This is a genomic window from Sporosarcina sp. FSL K6-5500, from assembly GCF_038005665.1.
Taxonomy (GTDB): domain Bacteria; phylum Bacillota; class Bacilli; order Bacillales_A; family Planococcaceae; genus Sporosarcina; species Sporosarcina psychrophila.
Genome location: NZ_JBBOTP010000001.1, coordinates 3478606 through 3504511 on the forward strand (window position 1 = coordinate 3478606; position 25906 = coordinate 3504511).

Sequence of the window (25906 nt, forward strand, 5' to 3'; positions counted from 1 at the left end):
TTTTGGATACTTTACAATTCAGACGCAACAGACGTTTGCGCACTTCAACTACATTGCGTTCTATGGTGAGAGAAACTGTTTTGAGGAAAGAGGACTTCATCTATCCGATTTTTGTTATAGATGGGGAAGACATCAATAATCCAATCGCTTCTATGCCGGGTGTGTTCCAGAAATCACTCGACCATTTTACAATTGAACTCGATGAAGTTGTGTCACTTGGAATTCCATCAATTATTTTATTTGGTCTTCCAGCAACTAAGGACGAATTGGGGTCGGAAGCTTATTCTGATCAAGGGATTGTCCAAAAAGCCACTCGTTTAGCGAAAGAACGTTATCCTGAACTTGTCGTCATTGCGGATACTTGTCTGTGCCAATATACAGATCACGGACATTGCGGTGTTCTAGAAGACGGTAACGTATTAAACGACCCGTCATTGGAACTGTTGACGCGTACTGCAGTAAGCCAGGCGAAGGCGGGAGCGGACATCATTGCACCGTCTAATATGATGGACGGTTTTGTAGCTGCCATTCGTCAAGGGCTAGACGCAACTGGTTTTGAGCATATCCCGATTATGTCTTATGCAGTGAAATATGCATCCGCTTATTACGGGCCATTCCGTGACGCTGCGGAATCTACCCCCCAATCAGGCGATCGCAAAACGTATCAGATGGATCCAGCAAACCGCATAGAAGCAATGCGTGAAGCGGAATCAGATGTTGCAGAAGGTGCTGACTTCCTAATCGTTAAACCGGCGCTTTCGTATCTCGATATCATGCGTGATGTCAAAGACAATCTTACATTGCCAGTAGTTGCATACAACGTGAGCGGCGAGTATGCAATGGTTAAAGCAGCAGCGCAAAATGGTTGGATTGATGAAAAAGCAATCGTTCTTGAAACGTTGACAAGTATGAAGCGTGCGGGTGCGGATCTCGTTATGACGTACCATGCGAAAGATGCGGCACGCTGGCTGGAGGAGAAATAATTGGGTAGAAATTATGAAAAGTCGAAACAAGCATTTGCTGAAGCGGTAAATCTTATGCCAGGAGGAGTTAACTCTCCTGTTCGTGCATTCAAATCTGTCAATATGGACCCGATTTTCATGAAGAGCGGAAAAGGCGCTATTCTTACAGACATCGATGGCAATGAATATATCGATTATGTACTATCTTGGGGTCCGCTTATTCTCGGTCATTCTGATCAAGACGTAGTGGAAGGTATTAAGCGCGTTGCAGAAACTGGAGCAAGCTTTGGTGCACCAACGTTAGCGGAAAATGAACTTGCGAAACTTGTTATTGAACGCGTTCCTTCAATTGAAATGATTCGTATGGTGTCATCCGGTACGGAAGCAACGATGAGCGCACTACGTTTGGCGCGCGGTTATACTGGTCGCAATAAAATTTTGAAATTTGAAGGCTGTTACCACGGTCACGCTGACTCATTGCTCATTAAAGCGGGTTCTGGTGTTGCGACACTTGGCCTACCGGATAGCCCAGGTGTACCTGAATCGGTTGCGAAAAACACAATCACTGTTCCTTATAACGATTTAGAGAGTATTAAAGTCGCAATTCAAGAATTTGGTGACGACTTAGCGGCAATTATTGTTGAGCCTGTCGCGGGTAATATGGGTGTTGTCCCACCTGAACCAGGTTTCCTTGAAGGATTGCGTGAGTTGACAGAGAAAAACGGCACGCTTCTTATTTTTGATGAAGTAATGACGGGCTTCCGTGTTGGCTATAATTGCGCACAAGGTTATTACGGTGTGACGCCGGATATTACATGTCTCGGAAAAGTAATTGGCGGCGGCCTTCCAGTTGGTGCATATGGAGGAAAACGTGAAATTATGGAAAACATGGCTCCTGCAGGAACGATTTATCAGGCAGGAACTTTATCAGGTAATCCACTGGCGATGACTGCAGGTATTGAGACGTTGAAAAAATTAACGCCTGCATCATATGACCACTTCATTAAACTTGGTGATCAGCTAGAAGCCGGTTTCCGTTCAGCGGCTGAAAAGTTTGATATCCCGCACACGGTAAACCGTGCTGGCTCGATGATCGGCTTTTTCTTCACCAACGAAAAAGTGTCGAATTACGACAAAGCGAAAACGGCTGACCTTGAATTATTTGCTGATTACTATCGCTTAATGGCTGAAGAGGGTATCTTCCTTCCACCATCTCAGTTTGAAGGCATGTTCCTATCAACTGCGCATACAGAAGCGCATATTGAGAAGACAATTGAAGCGTTCCATACGGTGTTTGCTAAACTTCGTGCGTAAAATAGCTTAGTCAATTCAAATATGAATTTGATAGTTATGTTTGTTTTAATAATAAAGACAATATCCTCCGACTAGTTTACTGGTCGGAGGATATTTACGTTCAATCTATTTAATCTTCTATTGTAACCATGCCGCGCATACAATTGTTTGTGAAGGAATAGAAGGAGGGAACAGGTATGGAGAAAAAACAGTGGTCAATGGAGGAAAGTTTCTATTTCCCAGAACATGCTGGCGTACCGTCTGGTGTACAGTCAGTCACAGTGACGCCAAGGTATACTGAAGAGCGTACAGAAGACTCAGTCCGGTTGACAGGCATTTATCATATTGCGGCGAATGTCGAATTCGGTGAAGGGCTAAGGGCGGAGGAATGGGACGATTCATTTATCCTCATTGACGATGTCGAAGTGGATGGCAAGGATGGTTATTTTGAATACGCGGTACCGCTTAATATTGACTTGCCTTCAGTAGCAGAGAGCTCACTTGAGATTGTAACAACGCAAGCAACAGGTAAATCAGACGGACAAGGTACTTATGGGGTTGTCTGGAATGTAGAATGTACGTACACAGAAGCGGTTGCAATAGTGGAAGAGCCTGAGGAAGTGCAAGTAGCGGTTGCGGTTGCAGCGCCCATTGTAGCAGCAATTGACAGCACTCCGTTAGACGAGATGGACGAAGTGCTGTCGTTCATTGCGGAGCTTACGGATGGCATATCGACGACAGCCTACCGTTCAAATGATGTTTTTGTAAAGAACGAAAGCTAAACCACACAGGAAACAGAACAGTAGAAAGTCGCCTGTCGTCGGTATGATCAATAATCGTATCAACTGAAAAAGGCAAATAGGGATAATGATTCCTTTAGCGTAAAATCGACATTTTCGAAGCCAGGGAGGAAGTAAATAAGGGTTATATCCTCTACGCATAACACAATCCTTTCGTTATATACTTGACGAGATACCGGTTATTCCGTTACAATTACTGCAACTGCATATGGATGCGATGATTGGGATAGTACGTGAATGGATTAGACTAAAGAGAGGGTTCGAGTGCTGAAAGGACCTGTCGATTATTTACCGAATGTAACCCATGAGCAGTTTCCGTGAAAGTGTGTTCAAAAAGAAAAACATTTTTGAGCGTAGTAGCGGAAGCCGGTTTGAAGCCGTTATCGAAGTTTGAGGTGCACAGCTCTTTTGTGTGCACGAATAAAGGTGGTACCGCGAACAGCTCCTTCGTCCTTTAAGGCGATAGGAGTTTTTTTGTACCCAAAAATAAAGGAGGAAACAACATGTCAACTGAAAACAACACGTCGATGCCGACGAAATATGATCCACAGACTATTGAAGCAGGTCGTTACGAATGGTGGCTGAAAGGGAAGTACTTTGAAGCACAACCTAAAAGCGATAAAACGCCCTATACAATTGTTATTCCACCGCCGAACGTCACAGGTAAACTTCACCTAGGCCACGCATGGGATACAACGCTACAAGACATCATGACGCGTATGAAACGTATGCAAGGCTATGATGCACTATGGCTTCCAGGAATGGACCACGCGGGAATCGCGACACAGGCTCGTGTTGAAGCAAAACTTCGTGAAGAAGGAACGACACGTTATGATTTAGGCCGCGAAAAATTCGTTGAAGAAACATGGAAATGGAAAGACGAATACGCAGGTCATATCCGTGCGCAATGGGCGAAACTTGGATTGGGTCTTGACTACACACGTGAACGATTTACCCTGGATGAAGGACTTTCGAAAGCAGTACAGGAAGTTTTCGTTAAACTCTACAACAAAGGGCTTATCTACCGTGGCGAATATATTATCAACTGGGATCCGGCAACGAAAACAGCTATATCCGATATCGAAGTTATCCATAAAGACATACAGGGTGCTTTCTATCATATGCGTTACCCACTAGCAGACGGAACGGGCAGTATCGAAATTGCGACAACTCGACCTGAAACTATGCTTGGGGACACTGCGGTTGCAGTCCATCCTGAAGATGAGCGCTACAAGCATTTAATCGGCAAAACGGTTACATTACCAATCGTTGGCCGTGAAATTCCGATTATTGCAGACGATTATGTTGACATGGAATTTGGAAGTGGTGCAGTGAAAATTACACCTGCACATGACCCGAATGACTTTGAAATCGGTAACCGTCACAATCTTCCACGTGTTCTTGTGATGAATGAAGACGGTTCAATGAACAAGCTTGCTGGTAAATACGAAGGAATGGATCGCTTCGAATGCCGTAAAGAAATCGTTAAAGACTTGCAGGAAATGGCTGTTCTATTCAACATTGAAGAACATAATCATTCTGTTGGTCACTCAGAACGTAGTGGCGCTGTCGTTGAGCCGTATTTATCGACACAATGGTTCGTAAAAATGCAGCCACTTGCTAATGAAGCGATTAAATTGCAAGAAGCAGAAGGTAAAGTAAACTTCGTGCCAGACCGTTTTGAAAAAACATATTTAACATGGATGGAAAATGTCCATGACTGGTGTATCTCGCGTCAACTTTGGTGGGGCCACCGCATCCCGGCTTGGTACCATAACGAAACGGGCGAAATACATGTCGGCCATGAAGCACCTGCTGACAGCGAAAACTGGAGTCAAGACAATGACGTTCTCGATACATGGTTCTCATCTGCGCTATGGCCGTTTTCGACAATGGGCTGGCCGGATCTCGACAACGAAGAATTCAAACGCTATTACCCAACAGATGCACTCGTAACAGGCTATGACATCATTTTCTTCTGGGTATCACGAATGATCTTCCAAGGAATTGAATTTACAGAACAGCGTCCATTTAAAGACGTCTTAATTCACGGACTCGTACGTGCAGAAGATGGTCGTAAAATGTCTAAATCACTTGGTAACGGCGTCGACCCGATGGATGTTATCGAAAAATACGGTGCGGATGCACTACGCTACTTCTTGTCTACAGGTTCATCACCAGGGCAGGATCTTCGCTACTCGACTGAGAAAGTTGAAGCCATCTGGAACTTTGCCAATAAAATCTGGAATGCATCCCGTTTCGCGCTAATGAATATGGATGGCATGACATACGAAGAAATCGATTTAACGGGTGAAAAATCCGTAGCAGATGCATGGATTTTGACACGGTTGAATGAAACAATCGACCAAGTGACGAAACTTGCAGATCGCTATGAGTTCGGTGAAGTCGGCCGTGCACTTTATAACTTCATCTGGGATGATTTCTGTGACTGGTACATCGAAATGGCGAAACTACCACTCTACGGTGAAGATGAAACAGCTAAGAAAATGACGCGTTCTGTACTGGCGTACGTACTCGATAATACAATGCGTCTGCTACATCCGTTCATGCCGTTTATCACAGAAGAAATTTGGCAGAACTTACCGCATGAAGGCGAATCAATCACAATCGCTGCGTGGCCGGTTGCAGATCCTGCTCTTACTGATAAAACGCGTGCAACAGATATGAAACTGCTGATGGATATCATCCGCGCAGTACGTAATATCCGCGCAGAAGTAAATACACCATTAAGCAAAAAAGTTCCACTTTATATTTCAGCTAAAGATGATGTAACTGTAGCTGTGTTGGAAGCGAATCGTAGCTACATCGAACGATTCTGTAACCCTGAGACATTAACGCTAGGCAACAACATCACAGCACCAGGCAAATCGATGTCAGCTGTCGTTACAGGAGCAGAACTGTTCTTACCACTAGAAGGTCTTTTGAACATCGACGAAGAGCTCGCACGCCTGACAAAAGAACTTGCGAAATGGCAAGGCGAAGTAAAACGTGTCCAAGGCAAACTTTCCAACGAACGCTTCATGTCAAAAGCGCCTGAAGCAGTAGTTGCAGAAGAGCGAGCTAAAGAAAGTGACTATCTAGAAAAGTACGCGGCGGTTGAGCGTCGTATGCAGGAATTGAAGGAAATCTGATTTTAAAACGAAAAGCCCTGATTGCAATTATGCGATTAGGGCTTTTCGTCTTGAAGATTTATCAATCAATTTTAAGAAAGCTTATTCTTAATGTAAAACATTAATTTCATCGCCACCGAAAAATCATGCGTTATATACAGCGAACGTGCACCAACAGGATCCTCAATTTCATTCAACATCCACCTGCCATCCGGCAACAACAAGAAGTCAATTCCAACATAATCGCTTTTTATTGCTCGGGAAATAGTTTTCGCATCTTTTTCCTGCCAGCTGGAAAGTATGTATTTTTCGACGGAGCCACCAAGTGTGTAGTTTGATTTGAATGTCCCATGGCCAGTGCGTTTTACGGCTCCGACAACTTCATTGCCAATCATAAATACACGTATATCTCGGGCGCCGGATTCGATGAAGGGTTGGGCAATTAGTTTTCGATCGTGGAATTTGGTGAAAAACAACTTCGCGTCCGCAGCCGAAGTACAAAGAAAAACTTCATTTCCGCCATGACCATCAACCGTTTTCAACACGCAAGGATACGAATTAATTTCTTCGATAGAACGAATTCTTCGCGTAGGCACAGCTGGAACGCTGAGCAGGGTAGCAAGTTCAAATGTCCGCAATTTATCGTTTGCAATTCGGTTCACTTCTGCTCGGTTGAATACCTGGAAACCATCCAATTCAAAGGTTGCAGCACGTTCTGAGTTACGATCTCTAAAAAGAATGAAATCTGCATCTGATTTTGGTTTTTCATCTTCAACCAATAATTGCAGTTCAATACCAATTTTCTCGGATTCGATTATCAAATCATCAATAAACGCATGATTTCTAACTGATTCTGCCTTTGAATAATAAACATAGCCCTTCAACCTAGCTTCCTCAAAATATAGGCGATCATCGCATCCGCAACATTAATGCCAGTCACATTATAAATATTACGGATGTGGGCGGCCGCATTGACCTCACAAACGAGCGGTTCTTCGTTGTCACCGAACAATAAGTCAACACCGGCAAACTCCGCTCTGACTGCGTGCGCAGCTTGTATCGCTAACGCTTTCTGTTCGTCTGTTAGTTCGATTACTGTCGCAACGCCGCCGTTTGTAATATTTGCACGGAAATCAGTTTCGGAGTGACGGTACATTGCCGCTACAATCTCCCCTCCAACAATGTTTACGCGGATATCACGCCCTCTGCTCGTTGCGATGAACTCCTGAAATACATAGTCGATACCGCGCAATTCATCCGTTTTATCATAGAACTGCTCTTCCGTTTCAATCAAATACACTTTCATACCGAATGAACCATGACCTTCTTTAATAACCATCGGTAATCCAAGACGGTTGAGTACTTGTTCATAGTAACCTGAATCTTTAATTGTGAAATTCGGATACACTTTCGGTGCAATAATTGTTTCAGGCATTGGAATGCCTTGTTTCGAAAGCACGAGATATTGTATGGCTTTATTATCGCATGTTTCAATGACATCGGGATCATTGAAAACAGGGATTCCCGCATTTTTCAGGAAATTCGCAAGAAGAATATCTTTATCTAGAAAAACAACGAAATCAGGACGAATCTCTATATTCGTTTTCAAATTCATCATTACTTCATAATTTTTCTTAAGCTCAGCGCGTACACCCGCGCGTTCTGCCGCTTCCCTCATTAACTCGGCTTGATCTTTGAATTTGTCGCTCGTTAAACTTCCATTATAAATAATCCAACAACTTTGCATGTGGAACCCTCCGGAAATGATATACTTTTGATAACTAGATTCTAACATACGGAGGGATAGTTTTGATTCCAAATATGAATGTCTATACAGAGCGATGGGGAATTGATAGTGACAATTCAATAAAACCTGGCCTAGATGCGGTGCAAGAAGCGTTGTCTAAGGTGGGGAATCCGGAAAGGAAATTACAAGTCATCCACGTTGCGGGGACAAATGGAAAGGGTTCGACAATAGCATTTATGGAGGCGATTTTAAAAGAGCATGGGTTTTCTTCGGGGGTCTTTTCATCGCCTGCAATTATCGATATACATGATCAGATACGTATTAATGGCGATGCGATAACAGGAGAGGAACTAGATAAATCATTTCGGGCGATGAAAGAGGCTGGGGTAAGTGGGCTACTGACAGATTTTGAATTACTAACTGTTGCAGCATTCCTAACATTTGGAAGGATTGGACCGGATTATGTATTACTAGAAACGGGTATGGGTGGCTTGCTGGACAGTACGAATGTGGTGGTGCCGCTCGTTGCTGTGATTACTTCGATTGCGCTCGAACATACCGCATTTCTCGGAGGAACAGTCGCGGCCGTGACGGAGCAGAAAGCAGGTATTATAAAAAATGGAATACCTGTCGTAATAGGTCCATTGCCTAAAGAAGCACTTGAGGTCGTCCAAGCTAGTTCAAATCGACAAGGGAGTCCGCTTTTCACGTACGGTAAGCAGTTTTGGATGTTGGATGATGTGTTTAACGGAACCGAAACGTTCCAGTTGGCTGAACGAAAGATGAAAGGGCTGCACCAAGGTGTAAATGCCGCGGTTGCGATTCAATCACTTCTTGTGGCGGGCATTCAGCTTGCTGAAGAGGCGGTCTCTAGGGCAGTTGCTATCACGCAACTCGCACATCGTTTCCAAGAGATATCACCAGGGGTCTTCGTGGATGGGGCACATAATCCTGCAGCTGCAAAAGTGTTAGCGGCCACAATTCGCTCGGAGTTCCCAGGGGAGAAAGTGGACTTTGTAATTGGGATGCTAAAGGGAAAAGACATCGAGAAAACGCTGGATGAGCTCACCCCAGTGGCGGCATCATTTACGTTCCTGACATTTTCGCATCCTCAAGCGGCAACTGGTGAGCAGTTAATGGAATATTGCCACCATGAAGAGAAAAAGGTGACAATGGCTGAAAATGATACTATAATACTATCTATAGATAGAAATAAAAAGAAAATAGTAACAGGTTCATTATACCTACTGAACAGTCTAATGGACTACGGAGCAAATTGATTAATCGAATTTTTTTTGGGTAATAGTGACAAATGTATTTTGGTCTGATAAACTTTTGAAGACTTCTACCTTTTCTGACTTATTTAATTGGGAGTGGATAATGTAATGAAGGTTGCAAATAGGTCCACTATTCGTTATTTTATTTTGTGGTTATTGACCGTTCCAACTGGATTGGTTTATGTTTTTTTAAAATATCCTCCAGTGCAAGTAAACTGGAGTTATGTGGCGGTTTTTATGGTATTCGGATTCCTTACAACCTATTTTCCGATGTTAAGGAATAATATACCGATATTCCTAGTACTCTGGGTAACTGTGCCCGCTTTTTTAATGTATGGACTATTTATTGAAATGATTGTCATGCAAATCTCTATCATCGCAATCATATTGTCATTTCCAAGCAAGCTTCCATTAATGCAACGCTTTTTTATTAACTCTATACTATTTTTCTTTTTATCAATAATCGCTGCTCTAGTCTTTAATCTTGTAGGCGGTGAATTCGATTCAGTCAAGTTTTGGCCTGTTATCATTTCGGTATTCTGCTATCAAATCATCCATACAGTTGTTAATGATATTGTGCTAAAACTATATGCTGTGTACAAAAGAATAGATTCACCTTTCTTTTCAAAAGATTTATGGCTGGATTATGCGATGATCCTAGTCGTATTGCCATTGTCGCTTACGTTCTATTATTTACTGCAATTTATCGGAGCGGGTGCGTTTCTTTTAATCGGATTACCTTTTCTTTTTATATCCTTAATTATCCGGCTGTATAATAATTCTGAGAATATCAACATTAATTTGCGGCAAGCGGGTGATATCGGACACGGTCTTTCTGAAATATTGACGGAAAAGGCTGTGATTGACCAATTTGTTATAAAGGTGTCAGAAATGTTTGGAGCAGAGTATACATATCTATTTGACCATCAAGATGGTTGGCTTGAGCTTATTCGTACCTATGAACATGAAAAATTCATCGATATTGATTTTGACCTTTTATCCGCCGGGCAAGGCATTGCAGGATTGGTTCTTGAACAGAATAAACAAGTCATTTATTCGGAAAGGAAAGAGTGGGAAGCTGTCACAAAAGATTATTCACCCGATGAAATGCAAAGTGTTCTTTGTGTCCCCATTTCACGGAACCAGAAAATCGAGGCCATTCTGTTATTGGCTTCAGACAAGAAATCATACTTTGATGGATATCAGTTGAAAATCTTAGATCTTTTGTGTTCCTATTTCACTGTTTCTGTGGAAAAAGCACGATACATGCAAGAAGCAGTTACAAAGAATGAGCGTTGTGCGTTAACGGAGCTTTATAATTACGGGTATCTTGAAGAACGTTTAACGTACGAAATGGACCGGCTTAAAAACAACGCAATAAAAAGTCTTTCTGTCGTAATGCTTGATATTGATCATTTTAAACAAGTGAATGATACATATGGACATCAAAGCGGGAACGACATTCTGCATATGTTTGCTAGGAAACTTGAAGCTGCCCTTCCTAATGGCGGAACAGTTGGGCGCTATGGGGGAGAGGAATTCGTTTATATTTTGCCTGGTATGGAAAAGACTGAAGCCGTCGAATTCGCAGAAAATTTACGTGCTGAAATTAGTAGCTATGATTTTACAATAATTCCAGATTTAGTCGAAGATAAGTATCCACTTATTGTCCATATTACGTCCAGTATTGGTGTTTCATCGTCCCCGGCAGATACGGACGAAGCAATGACGCTGCTACGTAATGCGGATCGAGCGCTTTATTTAGGTGCAAAGCAGGGAGGACGGAACAAGGTTGCGGAATATGTGAAATGAATTATTGCAAGGAGGTGCCGGACGAGTGGAGATTTCTAGAAGGTTTCAGAATATCACTATAATTATATGGATTGCTATCGCTCCTCCCGGCATCTTTTTTGCTTTCACTTTATTTCCTTCAAGAGAGATAGATTGGTTGAATCTAGGTATTCTATTTTCTATGTTAATCATGACGATGACAATTCCTTTGCAAGTGAAAAATATCACAGTTTATTTGGAGCGTTGGATTACGTTCACAGTCTTTTTTCAATACGGGTTATTTGCGGAGTTGGCTTTTACACAGATTGCAATGCTTCTCTTGCTGTTCGGTAGAAAATCAGATATACCGATTGTGCATCGTTTTTTTGTGAATTCGATGATTTTCATACCCATCTCATTAGCGAGCGGATCCCTATTTCATTATGCGGGTGGAGAAATTGGGTCAACGGCTTTCTCGAATATCTGCTTATTTGGGATTATTTACGCAATCAGTTATACATTTATAAATAGTGTTTTGATGCAATTATATCTATATTTTGAACTTGGTACTTATTCTTATAAAGAGAAATTCGTGGTATGGGATTTTGCTTCCACAATGATATTGCTTCCGTTTAGTATAGCTCTGTATTTTTTGAGTCAACATTTTGGGAATAGTGCGATACTTTTGATTGGGATTCCGTTCCTTCTTGTTTTATTAATCGCGAAAAGGTACAATAATTCCGATAATTTGAATGATAAACTATCTTCTGCGGGTATTATCGGGCATGAACTTGCCGATCGTCTTGGCTTTGAAGATGTTATCCGAACGTTTATCGGAAAACTTAAGGATGTAGTACCCTATGACAATGCCTATGTCCTGGATCTCCGTGCTGGAGAACATCTAATCACGCTGATGGCCTCTGAAGACAATGTAATTTCAAAGGAGTTGAATGGCCTTTCATTCAAACCGGAAAAGTCTATGAACGATGGGCTGGATAACGACGTGCCGAGAATATTTTCGACGAAAAAGGAAGCGCAATCGCTGAGAAACTTCGAATTTACGCAACCAGTAGGAAGTGTTATGACTGCGCCAATCAAGCGAAATCAAAAAACGGAAGGGTTCCTCATTCTAACGTCCAAGAGGAAAAAAATGTTTGAAGCACTTGACCTGAAAATCATCGATGTATTGACCGGATACTTTGCAATTTCACTAGTGAAGGCGCGCTATTATGAAAAAACTATCGAGCAAAGTGAGCGATGTAGTTTGACCAACTTACATAACTTTCGCTATCTCGATGCAAAGTTGGACGAAGAAATTATCCGATTCCATATTGGGGAGGTCAATTCGCTTTCGGTTTTAATGCTAGATATCGATTATTTCAAATCGATTAATGATACGCACGGACATCAGAGTGGGAATGACCTTCTTATTGGACTTGCTAGACTGCTTGAATCATTTATCCCAATTGAAGCAACACTTGCCCGGTATGGAGGAGAAGAGTTCGTCATAGCCTTGCCGAATTACGGAAAAGAGGAAACGGTCAAACTTGCGGAAAAAATTCGAGTTAAAGTGGAGTCGTCTTCGTTCAGAATTATTCCAGATCTCTCTAATGAACGGCAGCCTGTTGATGTCCATATGACCGTTAGCATCGGCGTCGCAAGTGTTCCTGAAGATGCAGGAGATGCGAAAGAACTGTTGCGTAATGCCGATAGGGCACTTTACATCGGTGGGAAGCAGGCGGGTAGGAATAGGGTTGGGGTTTATGAAGATAGGGAGGTTGTAAGTGTTTAGCACATTGAGATGAATTGAAGATATTAAAATCTAAACTTAATGAAAGAGCCAAAGAAAAGATGAATTTTCTTTGGCTCTTTCTAACTTAATTACTTTCGGTCCTTTTCAAGCGGTGGATCAATTTTTCGGATAATCGGTTCAGGCTTGTTTAGTTTTAAAAAGTTTTCAATTAGATTAGCGTCATAAATGACTTGGAGACGGGATGGGCTATTTTTTTGTATAGCGACACTTTGATATGTGCCATTTGAAGATTTACCTCTAATAGCATTTAAAACAATCCTACTTGCTGAAATTCCACCCTCAATCCTAATGTTTGAACCAACGCCGTACATTTCGAAGTTTTTCTGACTGTAAAAGAACCCTTTAATCGTACTTGGTTCATCCCGATCCACGGAGTTATTTGCTATATAAATATCACCCGTCGCAAAAATTATGAGAGTACCAGTACTTCCATCATTTAGTTTTTTTCCGTTTATAGAAGAAAATCGTATGTTTACATCCCCATCAACGTACATGAGAGCGTTACTTTCTAGGTTGGCACCTTGAATCGTTACATCTCCGTTTACATAAATAGATCCATCTAGTTTTATATTATCGCGAGAATTAGGATTGTCTGTTTGGACTTTATTTCCTATAGTCAAGTTATGCTGACTATTCTTTTGGGGGGGAGCAGATCCAACAAATAATCCATCTTTAAAAGTATGGTCCCCTTTTACTATAGTTAAGCTTTGTTTTACTGCCATTTTATTGAAGTTGTTAGTATTAGTCATTGAAAAATCAAGATTATCGTCTAATGACGTTTGCTTTCCACTAGATTCACCTTTTCTCCGTGGTAGCAAATTCGAGAACGGCTTATCAATACCTGATATAACTGTCGAGTTCGTAATATCCAAGTATTGCCCACCATGCTTATTATCAAAATAATATAAGTCTTTTTTATCTGTAATACCAATAGGGCTTATAGTCGGATCGCGTTTGACAATTCTTGGCGCTAATTTCTCGTCAAACAAGTCTTTTGGTTCTGTCCGTAGAGAAAAACCGCTAGTATTAAAATTATCTTTTTTAATATAATTATCGTAGCCACTTTGACTTCCATTACTGCTAGGTTTTGAGACGACCTTATACATACTTTTACCTAAAACAAGTTTCGAAGAAGTCGAATGTTCAGAAGGGTATGCTCTAGGAAGTAGGCTTGGTTCCCATTTATATGCAGCAGTTCCGTGATCATAAGAAATTAAATTGCCATCTACCTTAATATCTCCATGAATATCAGAGCTCCCATGCAATAATAAGTTACCTTCTCCCTCTTTTGGGGTTTTCGACATAATATTTGTCCCAATCGCATATTTCATTGTCTCGGGAAATGCTTCTGCACCTATTTCAATAGTACTCGTTAGTATTCGTTTAGCAGAACCAGATTTCCCGATACTTTCAAAAGTCACAAGTTTACGGAGGTCACTGACAACGTCATTTTTATCTTTCACATCACCATCCGGTTTTTTAATGCAGGATCCAAATTCGCCCGTACTTCTTTTTTCTAATATTTTAGTTTGAGATGAGCAAACATATTTATTTAATGTTTTCAGAAGTTCCTTACTAAAATCATCTCTGGGTTTACCATCTTCACCTAAAAAAAGGGTCAATTCCGAGTTTATTTTCGCTACAAGGCCATCAATCCCCGTTTCTGCCAATGCCTTAGCTTGTACTGTTTCCTTTCGGACATTATTCTTCTTCATCCCATCAGATGTGAGTGCCAACATTGTCATCCCGAGCACGGTAAATAGTATGATAATCACAAGAGTGATAAATAATGCATATCCCTTGTCACTTTTTAGTAGCCTCATAAACTTTGCTCCTTTATATCAATATCATTAATCGTTCTGATAACATTTTCGAACTTCATTTTCTTTGGTTTATCGCCTGTTAGCTTTAGCTCGAAACTTATTTCATATTGATTAGGTTCAACAAATGTGATGGTTGGGTTTGGAGATAATTTGATGGAGCTATCTTTCGCGTGGATAACTGTGTCTGACAGGATTAGCTCACCGTTGATAAAACCGGTTTTTATTCCATTGGGTTTAGTAGGGACCTTTTTTATTAAGAAATAATTAGCTGTACCATTTGCTGGTAAATTGTCTTTATTTATTTCCGATTCTTTCATGACATACATTTCTTTTAGCATAGCGGCCATCAAATAATCTGCTTCATCCCGTAGCTTTACTTCTTGCTGAATGGTGGTCGCAGTTTTTAAACCATTAATAAGAATTGGGAAGGTTAGTCCTGTAATAATGACTAAAATAACTATGGCGCCAAGCAGTTCAATGAGTGTCAAGCCCGCTTCAGTTTGTACCCGTTTGTCCATAAGTCACGTATCCCTCCACCGAATAACTGATTTTCTTGTTTATGTTTTTGACTGTGACAATAATTCTAATCAATTGAGATGTACCTTCTTCAGAGTTTTGTGAGGCTTTTACATCGATATTATATTTTTTTTCATTCAATAAGATGGAGTAGAGAGCCTTACATTCTTCCGAACTACAATTTGACCATGTGTAAGATTTTTCTTTAGACTTGCTTACGAGGTACAGTGGTTCTGGTTTGTCACTAGGCTTCTCTATGTAACTATAAGGATCTACTTTTAATCTTTCTAATGTCGCATCCGCAAGATTTATGACGACCAGTCTTTCCATGTTTGAATCGGACATCTTCTTAGAGTTGATTAGAAAGGGGTAGAAACTTAATAGAACGATTGAAATAAGGACGAGGGAAACGACGACTTCTAATAGTGAAAAACCTTTTTCTGAGTGCATATCTACCCTCCCTTTAGGACTATTACTATAATTACCAATATGATAACATAATAGTTATTGTAAATCTCTATCTTTTAACTTATTATTAGGATATAATCTAGAACAAAAGATATAATTTTGTAAGGTAAATTTAAAATAATCATTCACATTTGGGTCTTTAGTACTGTTTTATTTAAGAATGAGCTATTTCCGTGTGTAGGAGGGTCTTTATGTATAAACGTTCAATGAATACTAGATTTATAGTGCGTGTACTTTCAGCTAGTTTTATTTTATTATTATCGGTGATACTATCTCTTTCGACTGTTTTCGCTTCATCTGGAGGAGAATTATCGACTATCGCAGGGAATAAAATCGATTCGAAAGACAAGAAGGAAATTGAGCAGATGTTGTTACAAAAAGTTCTTGAGTGGAAAGAGTCTTCCTTATTGCTAAAAACGACCAATGGGGATATGGAGCTTGACACGTCTTTATTTCATTTTCATATGAAGGAAACAATAAACGAGTTTGAAGTTCAAACAAAAAAATCATGGTATCAATTTTGGAAAAAGAAAGTCCACATCGATCTACCGATTCAGTTTTCTATAGACGAAGAAATAATCGAGCTATTGAAAAAGGATTCAGCTATTTCAGTCGATGAAACGATGGATCAATTGAATGAGGAGATAGGTTACCAGTTGACTAGTGTTATACAAGCCGTTCAATCGGAAAATAGTGCTGTAGAAGAACGCATCGCGTTAGTTGTTAAGGAAGTTGCGGTGAAAAGAAATTCACTTGACCTTATTCTGCAAGAGTTGGACGGGCTTAAGATAAACCCGGAGGAAAAGACTTCCTATCTAGAATCATTGGCGGATATAAGTGAACTAGGGGATCAAGATGCACTTGATTACATGGCCTCTATTATGTATTCGCTTATTTTACAATCCAATTACATTGTGTTGGAGAGACATGCAAGCCCTGTCAAATTACAAACCTTTTTACCTGGAACAGAGGCAAACGTCAATCAATTGATGAGTAAAGATTTGATTTTCAAGAATCCAAATATAGTTTCGGGAACTTTTAAGTTTACGATTGTAGAAAATCAGTTAACGGCTGAATTGCTATCTATTCCGCTCGATGTGAGAATAGAGTCCTATCAAGTTGAAGAACAGGAAGTTAAACCGAGGACAATCTATCGGTATTCGGATAAATTACCTTTATACGATGAAAAGGTTATAGAAGTGGGTGAGCCGGGAGTCAAAGTGTCTACATTCCGAATGACTTCTGAAAAACATGGCTCATTTGAAACAGAAGAACTAATTAGTACAGACTTTTACCCACCGACCCATCGAGTCGTCGTAAAATCCTCTAAGCAACTTGAAACTGGGAGTGCAGAACTACCAGCCGAAGAAGATGGGGCTAACTTGGAAACAGGTAACACAAAACAACCAAGTGAAATACTCGTTACCGATGAAGCAGGTACTGACTCGAGTTCGAGTGGGGGGATAGATTCATCATCAGGTGAAGAGATTGAAGGGACTAATGAAGAAGTAGAATATGATAAAGGTGGCAATATTATCAAGCCGTCTGGGAAGTAAGAGGCGATGCTCCTATGATCAAACGAAAACGAATAGGTGACCTGCTTGTCGATGCTGGGATCATTACAGAAGTGCAATTATTAAAGTCTCTTGCTGACAAGAGAGCTGAAGAAAAAATAGGAGATTACTTGATACGCGAAAATCTTCTTACGGAACAACAGATGATAGAAGTATTGGAATTTCAGTTAGGCATCCCACATGTTCACTTGAGTCAGATTCCTATTGAACCGGAAGTGCTAAAACTGATTCCGGAAGAGCTTGCAAAAAGGGCTCATGTCATGCCAATAAGCCGGGAACGCAATAAACTATATGTCGCAATGGCTGATCCTATGGATTACTTTGCCATCGAGGAAATACGCCTCACAACGGGTTATCATGTCGAACCTCGTATCTCATCTAAAACCGACATTTATCGAACGATAACTAAATATTACGACTTGCAACAATCCATGGAAGATGCAATGAGTGACGTTACTCTCCAGGAAGTGGCAAACGATGCGGAATTGAACGACGAAGAATCACCGATTGTGCGACTAGTTAACCAGATTATTGCCAATGGGGTTGCTCAAAATGCGAGTGACATCCACTTTGATCCCCAAGAAAATGAGTTGCGGATTCGTTACAGGGTCGACGGTGTCCTACGTACGGAAAGAGCCATTCCAAAACATATGCAAAATGTTATTATTGCTCGGGTTAAAATTTTAGGGAACTTGAATATTACTGAAAACAGAGTTCCACAAGACGGGCGAATTAAAACCATCATCAACTTCCGTGCAATCGACATTCGTCTTTCATCACTTCCGACCGTTTATGGCGAAAAACTTGTTATGCGGATTCTAGACATGGGAAATGCATTGAATTCGATTGACAAATTGAACTTTTCAGAACCTAACCTAGCGTTGTTCCAAAAAATGATTACTACGCCAAATGGAATCGTTCTTGTTACAGGACCTACTGGATCAGGTAAATCATCAACTCTTTATGCTGCACTAAGTACGTTGAATACGGAAGGTGTAAATATTATCACCGTTGAAGATCCTGTCGAGTACCAAATGGAAGGGGTTAACCAAATTCAAGTGCGTGACGAAGTTGGTTTGACATTCGCTTCTGGATTACGCTCAATTTTGCGTCAGGATCCTGACATCGTCATGATTGGGGAAATCCGGGATTTAGAAACGGCGCAAATTGCGGTTAGGGCTTCATTGACAGGCCACCTGGTTCTGAGTACATTGCACACCAACAGTGCGGTTGAATCCATTGCACGACTGAATGATATGGGAGTTGAACCATTCTTACTTTCGTCTTCGTTGGTTGGAATTGTTGCCCAACGTCTCGTCCGTAAAATATGCAGGGACTGTGGTCATACCTACACGCCGGATGATGCAACGCTCACTATATTCCGCCAGTACGGCATTGAGGTAACTCAGCTTAGAAAAGGAGCGGGTTGTCCTTCATGTAATGGCACTGGCTTTAAAGGAAGAATTGCCATCCACGAAGTTCTACCCATTAATCGGGAAATCAAAAACATCATGATGACATCCATGAATTCGAATGATATCAAACAACAGATGAAAACAGATGGCATTCAGACGATGATGGAAGATGGCCTTTTGAAAGTTGAAAAAGGAATCACGACACTTGAAGAAATTTTGCGAGTTACTACGGTCGAATAGGTTGTGAGAAAATGGATTATACAGTAAAAGAATTGATGAAACAGGCGTTCAACGAAGGTGCATCCGATATCCATTTGACTGCTAATCTCCCCCCGGTGTTCCGTGTCGATGGGACGTTGATTCAAAAAGGGATAGAACCTCTGGCGACAGATAACTTACGGTCTATGGTCGAAGAAATTACACCAGAACGGAAACGTAAGGAACTAGAGGAGGTTGGCGAAGCAGATTTCAACTTTGCTTTAGAAGATACTTGTCGATTCCGTGTCAACGCCTTTAAGCAAAAACAATCTTATGCATTAGCGTTAAGGCTTATATCGACAAAAATACCTTCGTTGGATGAGCTTGGTATGGGATCTGTTTTTAAAGAGCTAGTGGAACAAAGGCAAGGGCTTGTCTTAGTAACGGGACCAACTGGATCAGGTAAATCGACGACATTAGCAGCAATGATCGATCATCTCAATAAAAACTTCTCAAAGCATATCATTACACTCGAAGATCCGATTGAATATTTACATACCCATCAGAATTCGGTCATTAATCAGAGAGAAATCGGCTTAGATACCGCAAGTTTCGCAAGCGGATTACGGGCATCGTTACGGCAAGATCCCGATGTCATACTTGTGGGTGAGATGCGAGATTTGGAAACAATTTCAACTGCGATTACCGCTGCGGAAACGGGGCACTTGGTGTTAGCCACATTGCATACGAGTACTGCGGCTTCTACAATCGACCGAATTATTGATGTCTTCCCACCAACGCAACAAAACCAAGTTCGGCAACAACTGTCTAGTGTTATACGGGGAGTTGTTTCACAACGGCTGATTGCGAAATCCGGAGGAAACGGGCGCGTTGCGGCGACTGAAATTATGATCCAAACGCCGTCTATTTCGAACTTGATTCGCAGTGAAAAGATTCACCAGATTCCGAATGTCCTCCAAACCAGTAAGGCACAAGGCATGCACACAATTGAAATGGATGTGCAACGGTTGCTGACTGCGGGGATAATCGACCATGATCTAGCAAAACCTTTTTTCACAGCAGGTGAATACAGATGACAGTTTTTAAATACAGTGGTCGAGCGAAGGATGGATCACATAAAAAGGGTATTATCGATGCGCCAAATAAGGGTAAAGCAATAGAAGTTTTGCGTGCAAAAGGTATTAATCCAAGAGAGATTCAACCATCAAAAAGCATTCTACATAAAGATATTGGAATGGGTGCGACTGTAAAAAACCAAGATTTCGTCATTTATTGTCGTCAGTTCGCTACTTTGATACGTGCAGGCATTTCCATCGTTGAAGCGACCGGAATCTTAGGTGATCAGACAGCCAGCAAACCTTTGAAACATGCATTGCATGAAGTAGAAGTCGATATCCGAAGCGGAACTCCGTTCTCGGATGCTGCAAGAAAGCATAGCAAAATATTTCCGCCGTTATTCATTAATATGATAAGCGCGGGTGAGGCAACAGGTAGTTTAGAAGATACATTGGACAGGTTAGCAATCTATTACGAGAAACAGTACACATTAAAAAAGAAGATTCAATCGACACTAATGTATCCTGTGGCTCTTCTACTTATGACAGTCGTCGTTGTCATTTTCATGATGATTTTTATTGTGCCTCGGTTCACATCTATGTTTGCAGATTTTGGAGCAGAACTTCCTTGGATTACGTTGTTTGTTCTTGGCATGAGTGAACTGATACAAAATTATTGGTGGGGCGGCTTATTACTTGTTGTGGTGGTTGCGATTGTTTTGATTTATTTGCAGAAGAATAGTGAGGTATTTCGATACAACGTTAGCTTATTGTCGCTGAAAATGCCGGTTTTCGGTAAGATGCTTCAAAAGGCGGCCATTGCACGGATGACGAGAACTTTGTCATCATTATTCAGTAGTTCAGTACCCATTTTAAACGCGTTAACGATTGTTGAAAAAGTGGTAGGTAACCCTGTTATCGGACAAGTGGTGTTAGAGGCACGTGCAAGTTTAGAGCAGGGAGGGACATTGACTGCCCCTTTGAAAAAAAGTTGGATTTTCCCTCCGCTAGTCACACAAATGACTGCAATTGGGGAACAGACCGGATCGCTTGACTATATGCTTGAAAAAATTGCGGATTTCTACGAAGACGATGTCGATCGGACAGTCGATACGCTGAAGGCGCTCATCGAACCGTTGATGATTGTCGTACTAGCGGTTGTTATCGGTACAATCGTCCTAGCTATTATGGTTCCGATGTTCAGTTTGTTTGAACAGATATAAATATAGATAGCTAGATTAACCATCTGAAAGGAGGTGAGAAAGAAAGATGGAAGAAGTTTATACCAATGAAACTACAGGGGGAAATAAAATGAAGAAATACACGAAGCATATGAAGAATGAAAAAGGGATGACATTGATTGAGCTATTAGCAGTTATTGTAATTATTGCAATCATCGCGGCGATTGCTGTGCCGGCTATTGGCGGAATTATTAATAATTCACGTGATAAAGCAGTGTTGGCGGATGCGAGTAATATTTTAGCTGGAGCGAAGATAGCTAACGTTGATGGTGCTTGTGAAGTGGCAACTTCAGGGGATGTGACATGTTTAAAAAAAGAATTAGAAGGACACGTTGAAAACGTTAAAGCGGATGCCGGAGATTACGCTGCAAGTTACAACGCTACTACTAAAGTTTGGACTGTTACCTATCCTAAATTGAGTGAAATCAAAAATGAAAAGTATAAAGTTACTTCTCCTGCAACAGAACCTGATTTAAATAAAGCTTTGGAAGGTAAGAGTAAATAATACTAACTAAAAATGAAAACTAACACCACTGTAGCAGCCCGAACTGCTGCTGCAGTATTTCAGTTTTCTTCTCGAGCAAACGTGTCTATCGTTCGCTGGATAGGTATACTGAAGTTCAAGGGGGATCTAAATGTTTAGGAAACTAGGGAAAAAACAATTTGTTTGTGTCGAATTGAATGACTATGTGTTCAGACTTCTATATAGAGAGTCTACTGAAGAAAATAGTTATTTCGTTCATGAAGTTGCATTGGATGAAGGACTCGTTTCGCATGGTCAACTTGCCAATGAAATGGAGTTATTTGATTTACTAAAAGAGAAATTAAGTGGATGGAATATGCGTAAAAAAGCTGTTCGATTTTTCGTACCTGATCAATCTGTTCTTATGCGTCCTATCGATTTGCCTGAGGAGTTGCAAAATACTAATCTCAAAGGGTTTGTTGAGATGGAAATTGGTAACTCGATTCATCTGCCGTTTGAAAATCCGCTCTTTGATGTGCACGACCTAGATCCAGCTGATGGTAAAGCGATTCTTTTCGCTGCACCTGACGAAGATGTAAGGCGGCTCACTGATTTATATGATGACTTATCTCTTGTGCCGGAAATTGCTGATATCCGGATGCTTGCAAATGGACGATTTCTGAATAAGGTAGATCTTTTCTCATCCAATCATTCGTATGTAGTTGCAGATTGGACGATTAATGGTCTTTCGATAGGGATATTCACCAATAATGAATTAGAATTTTTACGTTTCCAAGAAATTGAAAGTGTTTCTTCACAGTGGAAGACGAGTGAAATTGAAGAGGATCGATTCCTATTTACATTCTCAGGTGATCCAATCGATTATCGTAATCAGTTGATTGACCAAGTAATGGAAGTTGGTCGGATTATTAACTTTTACCGCTTCTCACTCCATAAAGGTGAGCGCAATATTGAGAAGATTATTCTCATGGGGGACAATCCTAAACTAGATTTCATCAAAGAACAAATCGAACAAGTCCAAGAGCAGGAAATCATCGTTATCGATGATACGTTTATTCAAGGATTGTATCCGAATTTGAATGGAAGACACGCGTCGCTTGTCGGTCTTGCATTAAGAGGAGGAATATAAGTGGTCGCTGAAATTAACTTACTACCTAAAAAAGAGAAAAAGGCACTTAGTGGGAAAATGTACATAATTGTTTTAACTGGTATTTTTATAGTTATTGCACTGTTTTTTTTCTATCTATTTTTCGCTAGTAAGGCAGAACGGACGCTGGTGAATGCAGAACTTAAACAAATCCAGGCGGATGTAGCGACCTTGCAAAGTGAAGTTGAAAGTATGTCAACTAGCGAATCGGATTCAAGGCAATCAGCTGTGCATTTCACGGAAAGTGTTTCGTATCCGGTCTCGCCAATTATTCTTGAAGTCGATTCGTTTTTGCAGTTACATACGTATTTACGAGATTATGAGTTTGAGGAACAGTCGGTTTCGTTTCAAGTCGATTTTGAAGACAAGACGATGATCGCGCTATTTGTTTCAGATCTTTTGACTAGTCCACTATTTACCGATGTTAAAGTAGATGAAATCACTTCGTTCAGTCCGGGAAATGAATCAACTGAAGGCGTTTCAGATGATTTTGATGAAATGCCGCGCTACTCAACGCGTTTCACGCTCGATATTAACAGTTCCAATTTACAAGACAAGGGGGAAACACGATGACATCGAATCGCAATTTACCCTTTGCCTTATTGACGATACTTTTAATTGCCTTGTTGTTTGCATTTTATTTCTATTTCATTAAACCTGTTAAAGAGGAAACAAAATCCGCGGAAGTGTCGCTTACAACTGCAAAACAGGAAGTGAAAGCGTTACAAGCTCGTTCAGAAGCGATTGAGTGGGAAGATGATGGGGCTGGTGAATTGGAGCTCATGAACAAACTACCCAAGAACCGTGAACTGCCGAATATCATTCAACTGTTGCAGGAAGCGGAATTCATTAGCGAATCTAAAATCCAGTCGATTGTATTTAATGATTACGACGGGAATATACAGGACTCTAGTTTAAACGCTGCAGCACCTGAAACCGAAACAGCAGGTGAGACTGATGAAAGTTCAGTGGACGATCCAGTTGAAGCAGTCGAGGGCAACGTAGCTACTGATCAGACGCCTGTTTCAGAAATTGCACAGGTTTCTTTACCTGAGAATCTGATGTTGTTAACACTTGAAACAATAGTAGTCCATAAAGATTATGAACATTTTCTTCGATTTATAGATGAAATTGAAAAGAATGATCGAATAATAAAAATCGATTCTGTAAAGTTTAGTTTGGCTGGAGAGGAAACGGGATCTGAGAACACGGAAACAATGTCATCAACTATTCAACTGACAACTTTTTATCTGAAATAACCGTAAGAACACATTACTTGGAGCGTGTGCCTATTGATTCATGTATACACAACTTTATTCTTCATCTACGGAATCGTCTTCTGCTCGTTCTTCAACATTGTTGGCTAACAAAGAGTCCATCGTGTCACCGCATTCCTATTACACGACATGTGACCAAAAACTACGGTTTCTTGACCTCGTTCCGGTCTTTTCTATTCTGAATAGGGTTTAATTTTAAGCAGTTGGTGCGTGGCGTGGCGCTACAAAGTTTCACGTCTGGGGGAAATCAAAACGATTTCTCCTTTTAGTTTCTATAAGCAGAAAGAGGTGGAACAATTGCCTACTCAACAACTCGTAATCTATCTATTAGTATATATGGTTCCTGCCTTAATAATTTTTGGAATAGGCTGTATGGTGTTGGCGCAAAGCCCTCGGCGTTTGGAACATAAGTTAATGGTGGCATTTAGTTTTACGTATTGTCTGCTGTATCTTGAAGAATTTATTCGGCATTTATTACCACTGTCTTCTAGTGTTTGGATGATTGGTATACTTTTTTACCAAATCAGATTATTGACGACCACCATTTTATTCCACTTTCTTATACATATGACGAAAACTTACAAGCATTATCGCATTCCCTTCTATCCATATCTTATTTACGTTCCTATCGCAATCGTCGTCATTTTAACGTTGATGAACGTCAATGTCGTGGATGATATTGAATTTATTCAAACGGGCATTTGGTACTCACCGATTTTTAATAAAACCTATTATATGAAACTGATCCTTTCAACTGTAATAATTGTTCTTATGATAGTCACTTTATGGAATGGGATGAACCGCGCGACTTCGTTGAGAAAACGTAAATCCATTCAGTTTTTACTGGTTGGAATGATAAGTATGCTCATTTTGACAGTCATTTTGGGTTATCCGAATTATGGTAGGTTCTTACCCCCGCATCCTTATCTACTATCTGGTATTGTGTTTTCTGTTTTCCTATCTATTTCCGTTTTGCGTTTTCAGTTACTACCTTCCGTCTCGAGAAGATATAAAGAATTGTTCAACTTAAGTCCGGTATCCATCATCATTACGAATGATCAGTGGGAAGTATTGGAGTTCAATGACAATGCGGCTATTGAGCTTGGGTCTCAAATTAAAGAAGGTTTCATTTTAATCGATTATTTTAGAGTGACAGAGAATAAACAGCAACTTCTTCGACTCAGTGAGCAGTTGGAAAAAGAAGTGACGATTAGAGATTACCTCATTAAAATTATGAACCCAGCCAAGGATGAAACCCTCTATTTTTCGCTGGATGCATCGATAGTGAGAATGGATGAGGATGTCTTTTATTATTTGATTTGGCGTAATGTGACCGATGAATTGGAAAGTAAGCAGCTAGTACAGCGCTTAGCCTATCATGATGCACTCACTAATATTTCCAACCGAGCGTATTTCGTTACTGAAGTAAAGGAAAGATTAAAATCCTTGCCCGTTCAGTCAACGAATGGGACGGCGGTTGTACTTATTGACTTAAATCGATTCAAAGTGATCAATGATACATATGGACATGCTGTCGGTGATCAAGTGCTGAAGCATACAGCATCCATTTTGATGAAAATAACACGGGAAAGTGACATTGTCGCACGTTTTGGCGGTGATGAGTTCGTCATTTTCCTGGAGGAATACTCAACGGATCAAGCGGTGGATGAGTGGGTGGATGTTTTACGGGAGGAATTCGCAACCAATCCGTTTGTTGGAAATGCCTTGGTGTTGGAAATTGAGCCAAGTATCGGGGTTGCTTTTTATTCAATTGAGGCAAGCCAATTCGACGAACTATTTCAATTGGCCGATGTCAGAATGTATGAAGATAAGGAAAAGTCTAGAAGGACGCGAAGGGCGCTCCAAATAGACCCAGTAGATAAACAGTAGAAGG

General features: G+C 40.7%; 22 protein-coding genes and 1 other annotated feature. Of the genes, 17 read left to right on the plus strand and 5 right to left on the minus strand.

Annotated elements, in window-relative coordinates; genetic code table 11:
- Window positions 1-2: 2 nt before the first annotated feature.
- The 4 genes from hemB (at window position 3) to MKX62_RS16655 (ending at window position 6207) form a co-directional block, all read left to right on the plus strand.
- Window positions 3-983 carry a porphobilinogen synthase gene (gene hemB / locus MKX62_RS16640; RefSeq protein WP_340741899.1) on the plus strand — a complete coding sequence of 327 codons (981 nt, stop codon included), beginning with the start codon at window positions 3-5 and terminating at the stop codon, window positions 981-983.
- A complete protein-coding gene (gene hemL, locus MKX62_RS16645) occupies window positions 984-2276 on the plus strand; it encodes a glutamate-1-semialdehyde 2,1-aminomutase (protein WP_340741900.1) in 1293 nt (430 codons plus the stop codon).
- 176 nt (window positions 2277-2452) lie between these two features.
- Window positions 2453-3037 (plus strand): hypothetical protein, encoded by a 585-nt coding sequence (locus MKX62_RS16650; protein ID WP_340741901.1) that lies wholly within the window; start codon window positions 2453-2455, stop codon window positions 3035-3037.
- A gap of 226 nt (window positions 3038-3263) precedes the next feature.
- Window positions 3264-3513, plus strand: a binding site (T-box leader).
- 45 nt (window positions 3514-3558) lie between these two features.
- Window positions 3559-6207: a valine--tRNA ligase gene (locus MKX62_RS16655; protein WP_340741902.1), complete on the plus strand. Its 2649-nt coding sequence runs from the start codon at window positions 3559-3561 to the stop codon at window positions 6205-6207.
- Between the two features lie 71 nt (window positions 6208-6278).
- Here MKX62_RS16655 and MKX62_RS16660 read toward each other — a convergent pair whose 3' ends face one another.
- Together MKX62_RS16660 and MKX62_RS16665 are read right to left on the minus strand one after the other, a co-directional pair.
- Window positions 6279-7070, minus strand: coding sequence for an ATP-grasp domain-containing protein (locus MKX62_RS16660; RefSeq protein ID WP_340741903.1), 792 nt, complete (start codon window positions 7068-7070; stop codon window positions 6279-6281).
- Window positions 7067-7933, minus strand: coding sequence for an ATP-grasp domain-containing protein (locus MKX62_RS16665; RefSeq protein WP_187047449.1), 867 nt, complete (start codon window positions 7931-7933; stop codon window positions 7067-7069). Before MKX62_RS16665 ends, MKX62_RS16660 begins: the two co-directional genes overlap by 4 nt.
- Window positions 7934-7995: 62 nt before the next feature.
- On the opposite strand from MKX62_RS16665, the gene MKX62_RS16670 reads away from it, so the two are divergent.
- The 3 genes from MKX62_RS16670 to MKX62_RS16680 all read left to right on the plus strand — a co-directional run bounded on the left by MKX62_RS16670 (window position 7996) and on the right by MKX62_RS16680 (window position 12772).
- A complete protein-coding gene (locus MKX62_RS16670) occupies window positions 7996-9213 on the plus strand; it encodes a bifunctional folylpolyglutamate synthase/dihydrofolate synthase (protein WP_340741904.1) in 1218 nt (405 codons plus the stop codon).
- Window positions 9214-9318: 105 nt separating this feature from the next.
- The gene (locus tag MKX62_RS16675; protein WP_340741905.1) at window positions 9319-11022 is read left to right on the plus strand and encodes a sensor domain-containing diguanylate cyclase; all 1704 of its coding nucleotides are present in this window, start codon (window positions 9319-9321) and stop codon (window positions 11020-11022) included.
- Between the two features lie 25 nt (window positions 11023-11047).
- Entirely contained in the window at window positions 11048-12772 is a 1725-nt protein-coding gene (locus MKX62_RS16680; RefSeq protein WP_340741906.1) for a sensor domain-containing diguanylate cyclase, read from the plus strand.
- 89 nt (window positions 12773-12861) lie between these two features.
- Here the strand turns inward: MKX62_RS16680 and MKX62_RS16685 are convergent, their stop codons facing one another.
- The 3 genes from MKX62_RS16685 to MKX62_RS16695 form a co-directional block, all read right to left on the minus strand.
- Window positions 12862-14508, minus strand: a complete 1647-nt coding sequence (locus tag MKX62_RS16685) for a hypothetical protein (protein WP_340741907.1) — start codon at window positions 14506-14508, stop codon at window positions 12862-12864.
- 104 nt (window positions 14509-14612) lie between these two features.
- A complete protein-coding gene (locus tag MKX62_RS16690; RefSeq protein WP_187047454.1) occupies window positions 14613-15134 on the minus strand; it encodes a pilus assembly FimT family protein in 522 nt (173 codons plus the stop codon).
- Complete coding sequence (locus MKX62_RS16695; RefSeq protein ID WP_340741908.1) at window positions 15112-15582, minus strand: prepilin-type N-terminal cleavage/methylation domain-containing protein; 471 nt, start codon at window positions 15580-15582, stop codon at window positions 15112-15114. Before MKX62_RS16695 ends, MKX62_RS16690 begins: the two co-directional genes overlap by 23 nt.
- 209 nt (window positions 15583-15791) lie before the next feature.
- Between MKX62_RS16695 and MKX62_RS16700 the strand changes: the two genes are divergently transcribed.
- The 10 genes from MKX62_RS16700 (at window position 15792) to MKX62_RS16745 (ending at window position 25902) form a co-directional block, all read left to right on the plus strand.
- Window positions 15792-17156, plus strand: a complete 1365-nt coding sequence (locus MKX62_RS16700) for a G5 domain-containing protein (protein ID WP_340741909.1) — start codon at window positions 15792-15794, stop codon at window positions 17154-17156.
- A 14-nt stretch (window positions 17157-17170) separates the two neighbouring features.
- A complete protein-coding gene (locus tag MKX62_RS16705; protein WP_340741910.1) occupies window positions 17171-18829 on the plus strand; it encodes a GspE/PulE family protein in 1659 nt (552 codons plus the stop codon).
- Window positions 18830-18840: 11 nt separating this feature from the next.
- Window positions 18841-19884 carry a type IV pilus twitching motility protein PilT gene (locus tag MKX62_RS16710; protein ID WP_340741911.1) on the plus strand — a complete coding sequence of 348 codons (1044 nt, stop codon included), beginning with the start codon at window positions 18841-18843 and terminating at the stop codon, window positions 19882-19884.
- The gene (locus tag MKX62_RS16715) at window positions 19881-21086 is read left to right on the plus strand and encodes a type II secretion system F family protein (RefSeq protein WP_340741912.1); all 1206 of its coding nucleotides are present in this window, start codon (window positions 19881-19883) and stop codon (window positions 21084-21086) included. Before MKX62_RS16710 ends, MKX62_RS16715 begins: the two co-directional genes overlap by 4 nt.
- A gap of 88 nt (window positions 21087-21174) precedes the next feature.
- Complete coding sequence (locus tag MKX62_RS16720; RefSeq protein ID WP_340742594.1) at window positions 21175-21609, plus strand: prepilin-type N-terminal cleavage/methylation domain-containing protein; 435 nt, start codon at window positions 21175-21177, stop codon at window positions 21607-21609.
- Between the two features lie 130 nt (window positions 21610-21739).
- On the plus strand, window positions 21740-22717 hold the full coding sequence (gene pilM, locus MKX62_RS16725; RefSeq protein ID WP_340741913.1) for a type IV pilus biogenesis protein PilM: 978 nt from the start codon (window positions 21740-21742) through the stop codon (window positions 22715-22717).
- Window positions 22718-23308 (plus strand): hypothetical protein, encoded by a 591-nt coding sequence (locus MKX62_RS16730; RefSeq protein WP_340741914.1) that lies wholly within the window; start codon window positions 22718-22720, stop codon window positions 23306-23308. It abuts the gene before it with no gap.
- On the plus strand, window positions 23305-23994 hold the full coding sequence (locus MKX62_RS16735; protein ID WP_340741915.1) for a hypothetical protein: 690 nt from the start codon (window positions 23305-23307) through the stop codon (window positions 23992-23994). The genes MKX62_RS16730 and MKX62_RS16735 overlap by 4 nt, the downstream gene beginning before the upstream one ends.
- 40 nt (window positions 23995-24034) lie before the next feature.
- A complete protein-coding gene (locus MKX62_RS16740) occupies window positions 24035-24205 on the plus strand; it encodes a prepilin peptidase (protein WP_340741916.1) in 171 nt (56 codons plus the stop codon).
- A gap of 104 nt (window positions 24206-24309) precedes the next feature.
- Window positions 24310-25902, plus strand: coding sequence for a GGDEF domain-containing protein (locus MKX62_RS16745; RefSeq protein ID WP_340741917.1), 1593 nt, complete (start codon window positions 24310-24312; stop codon window positions 25900-25902).
- Window positions 25903-25906 lie beyond the last annotated feature (4 nt).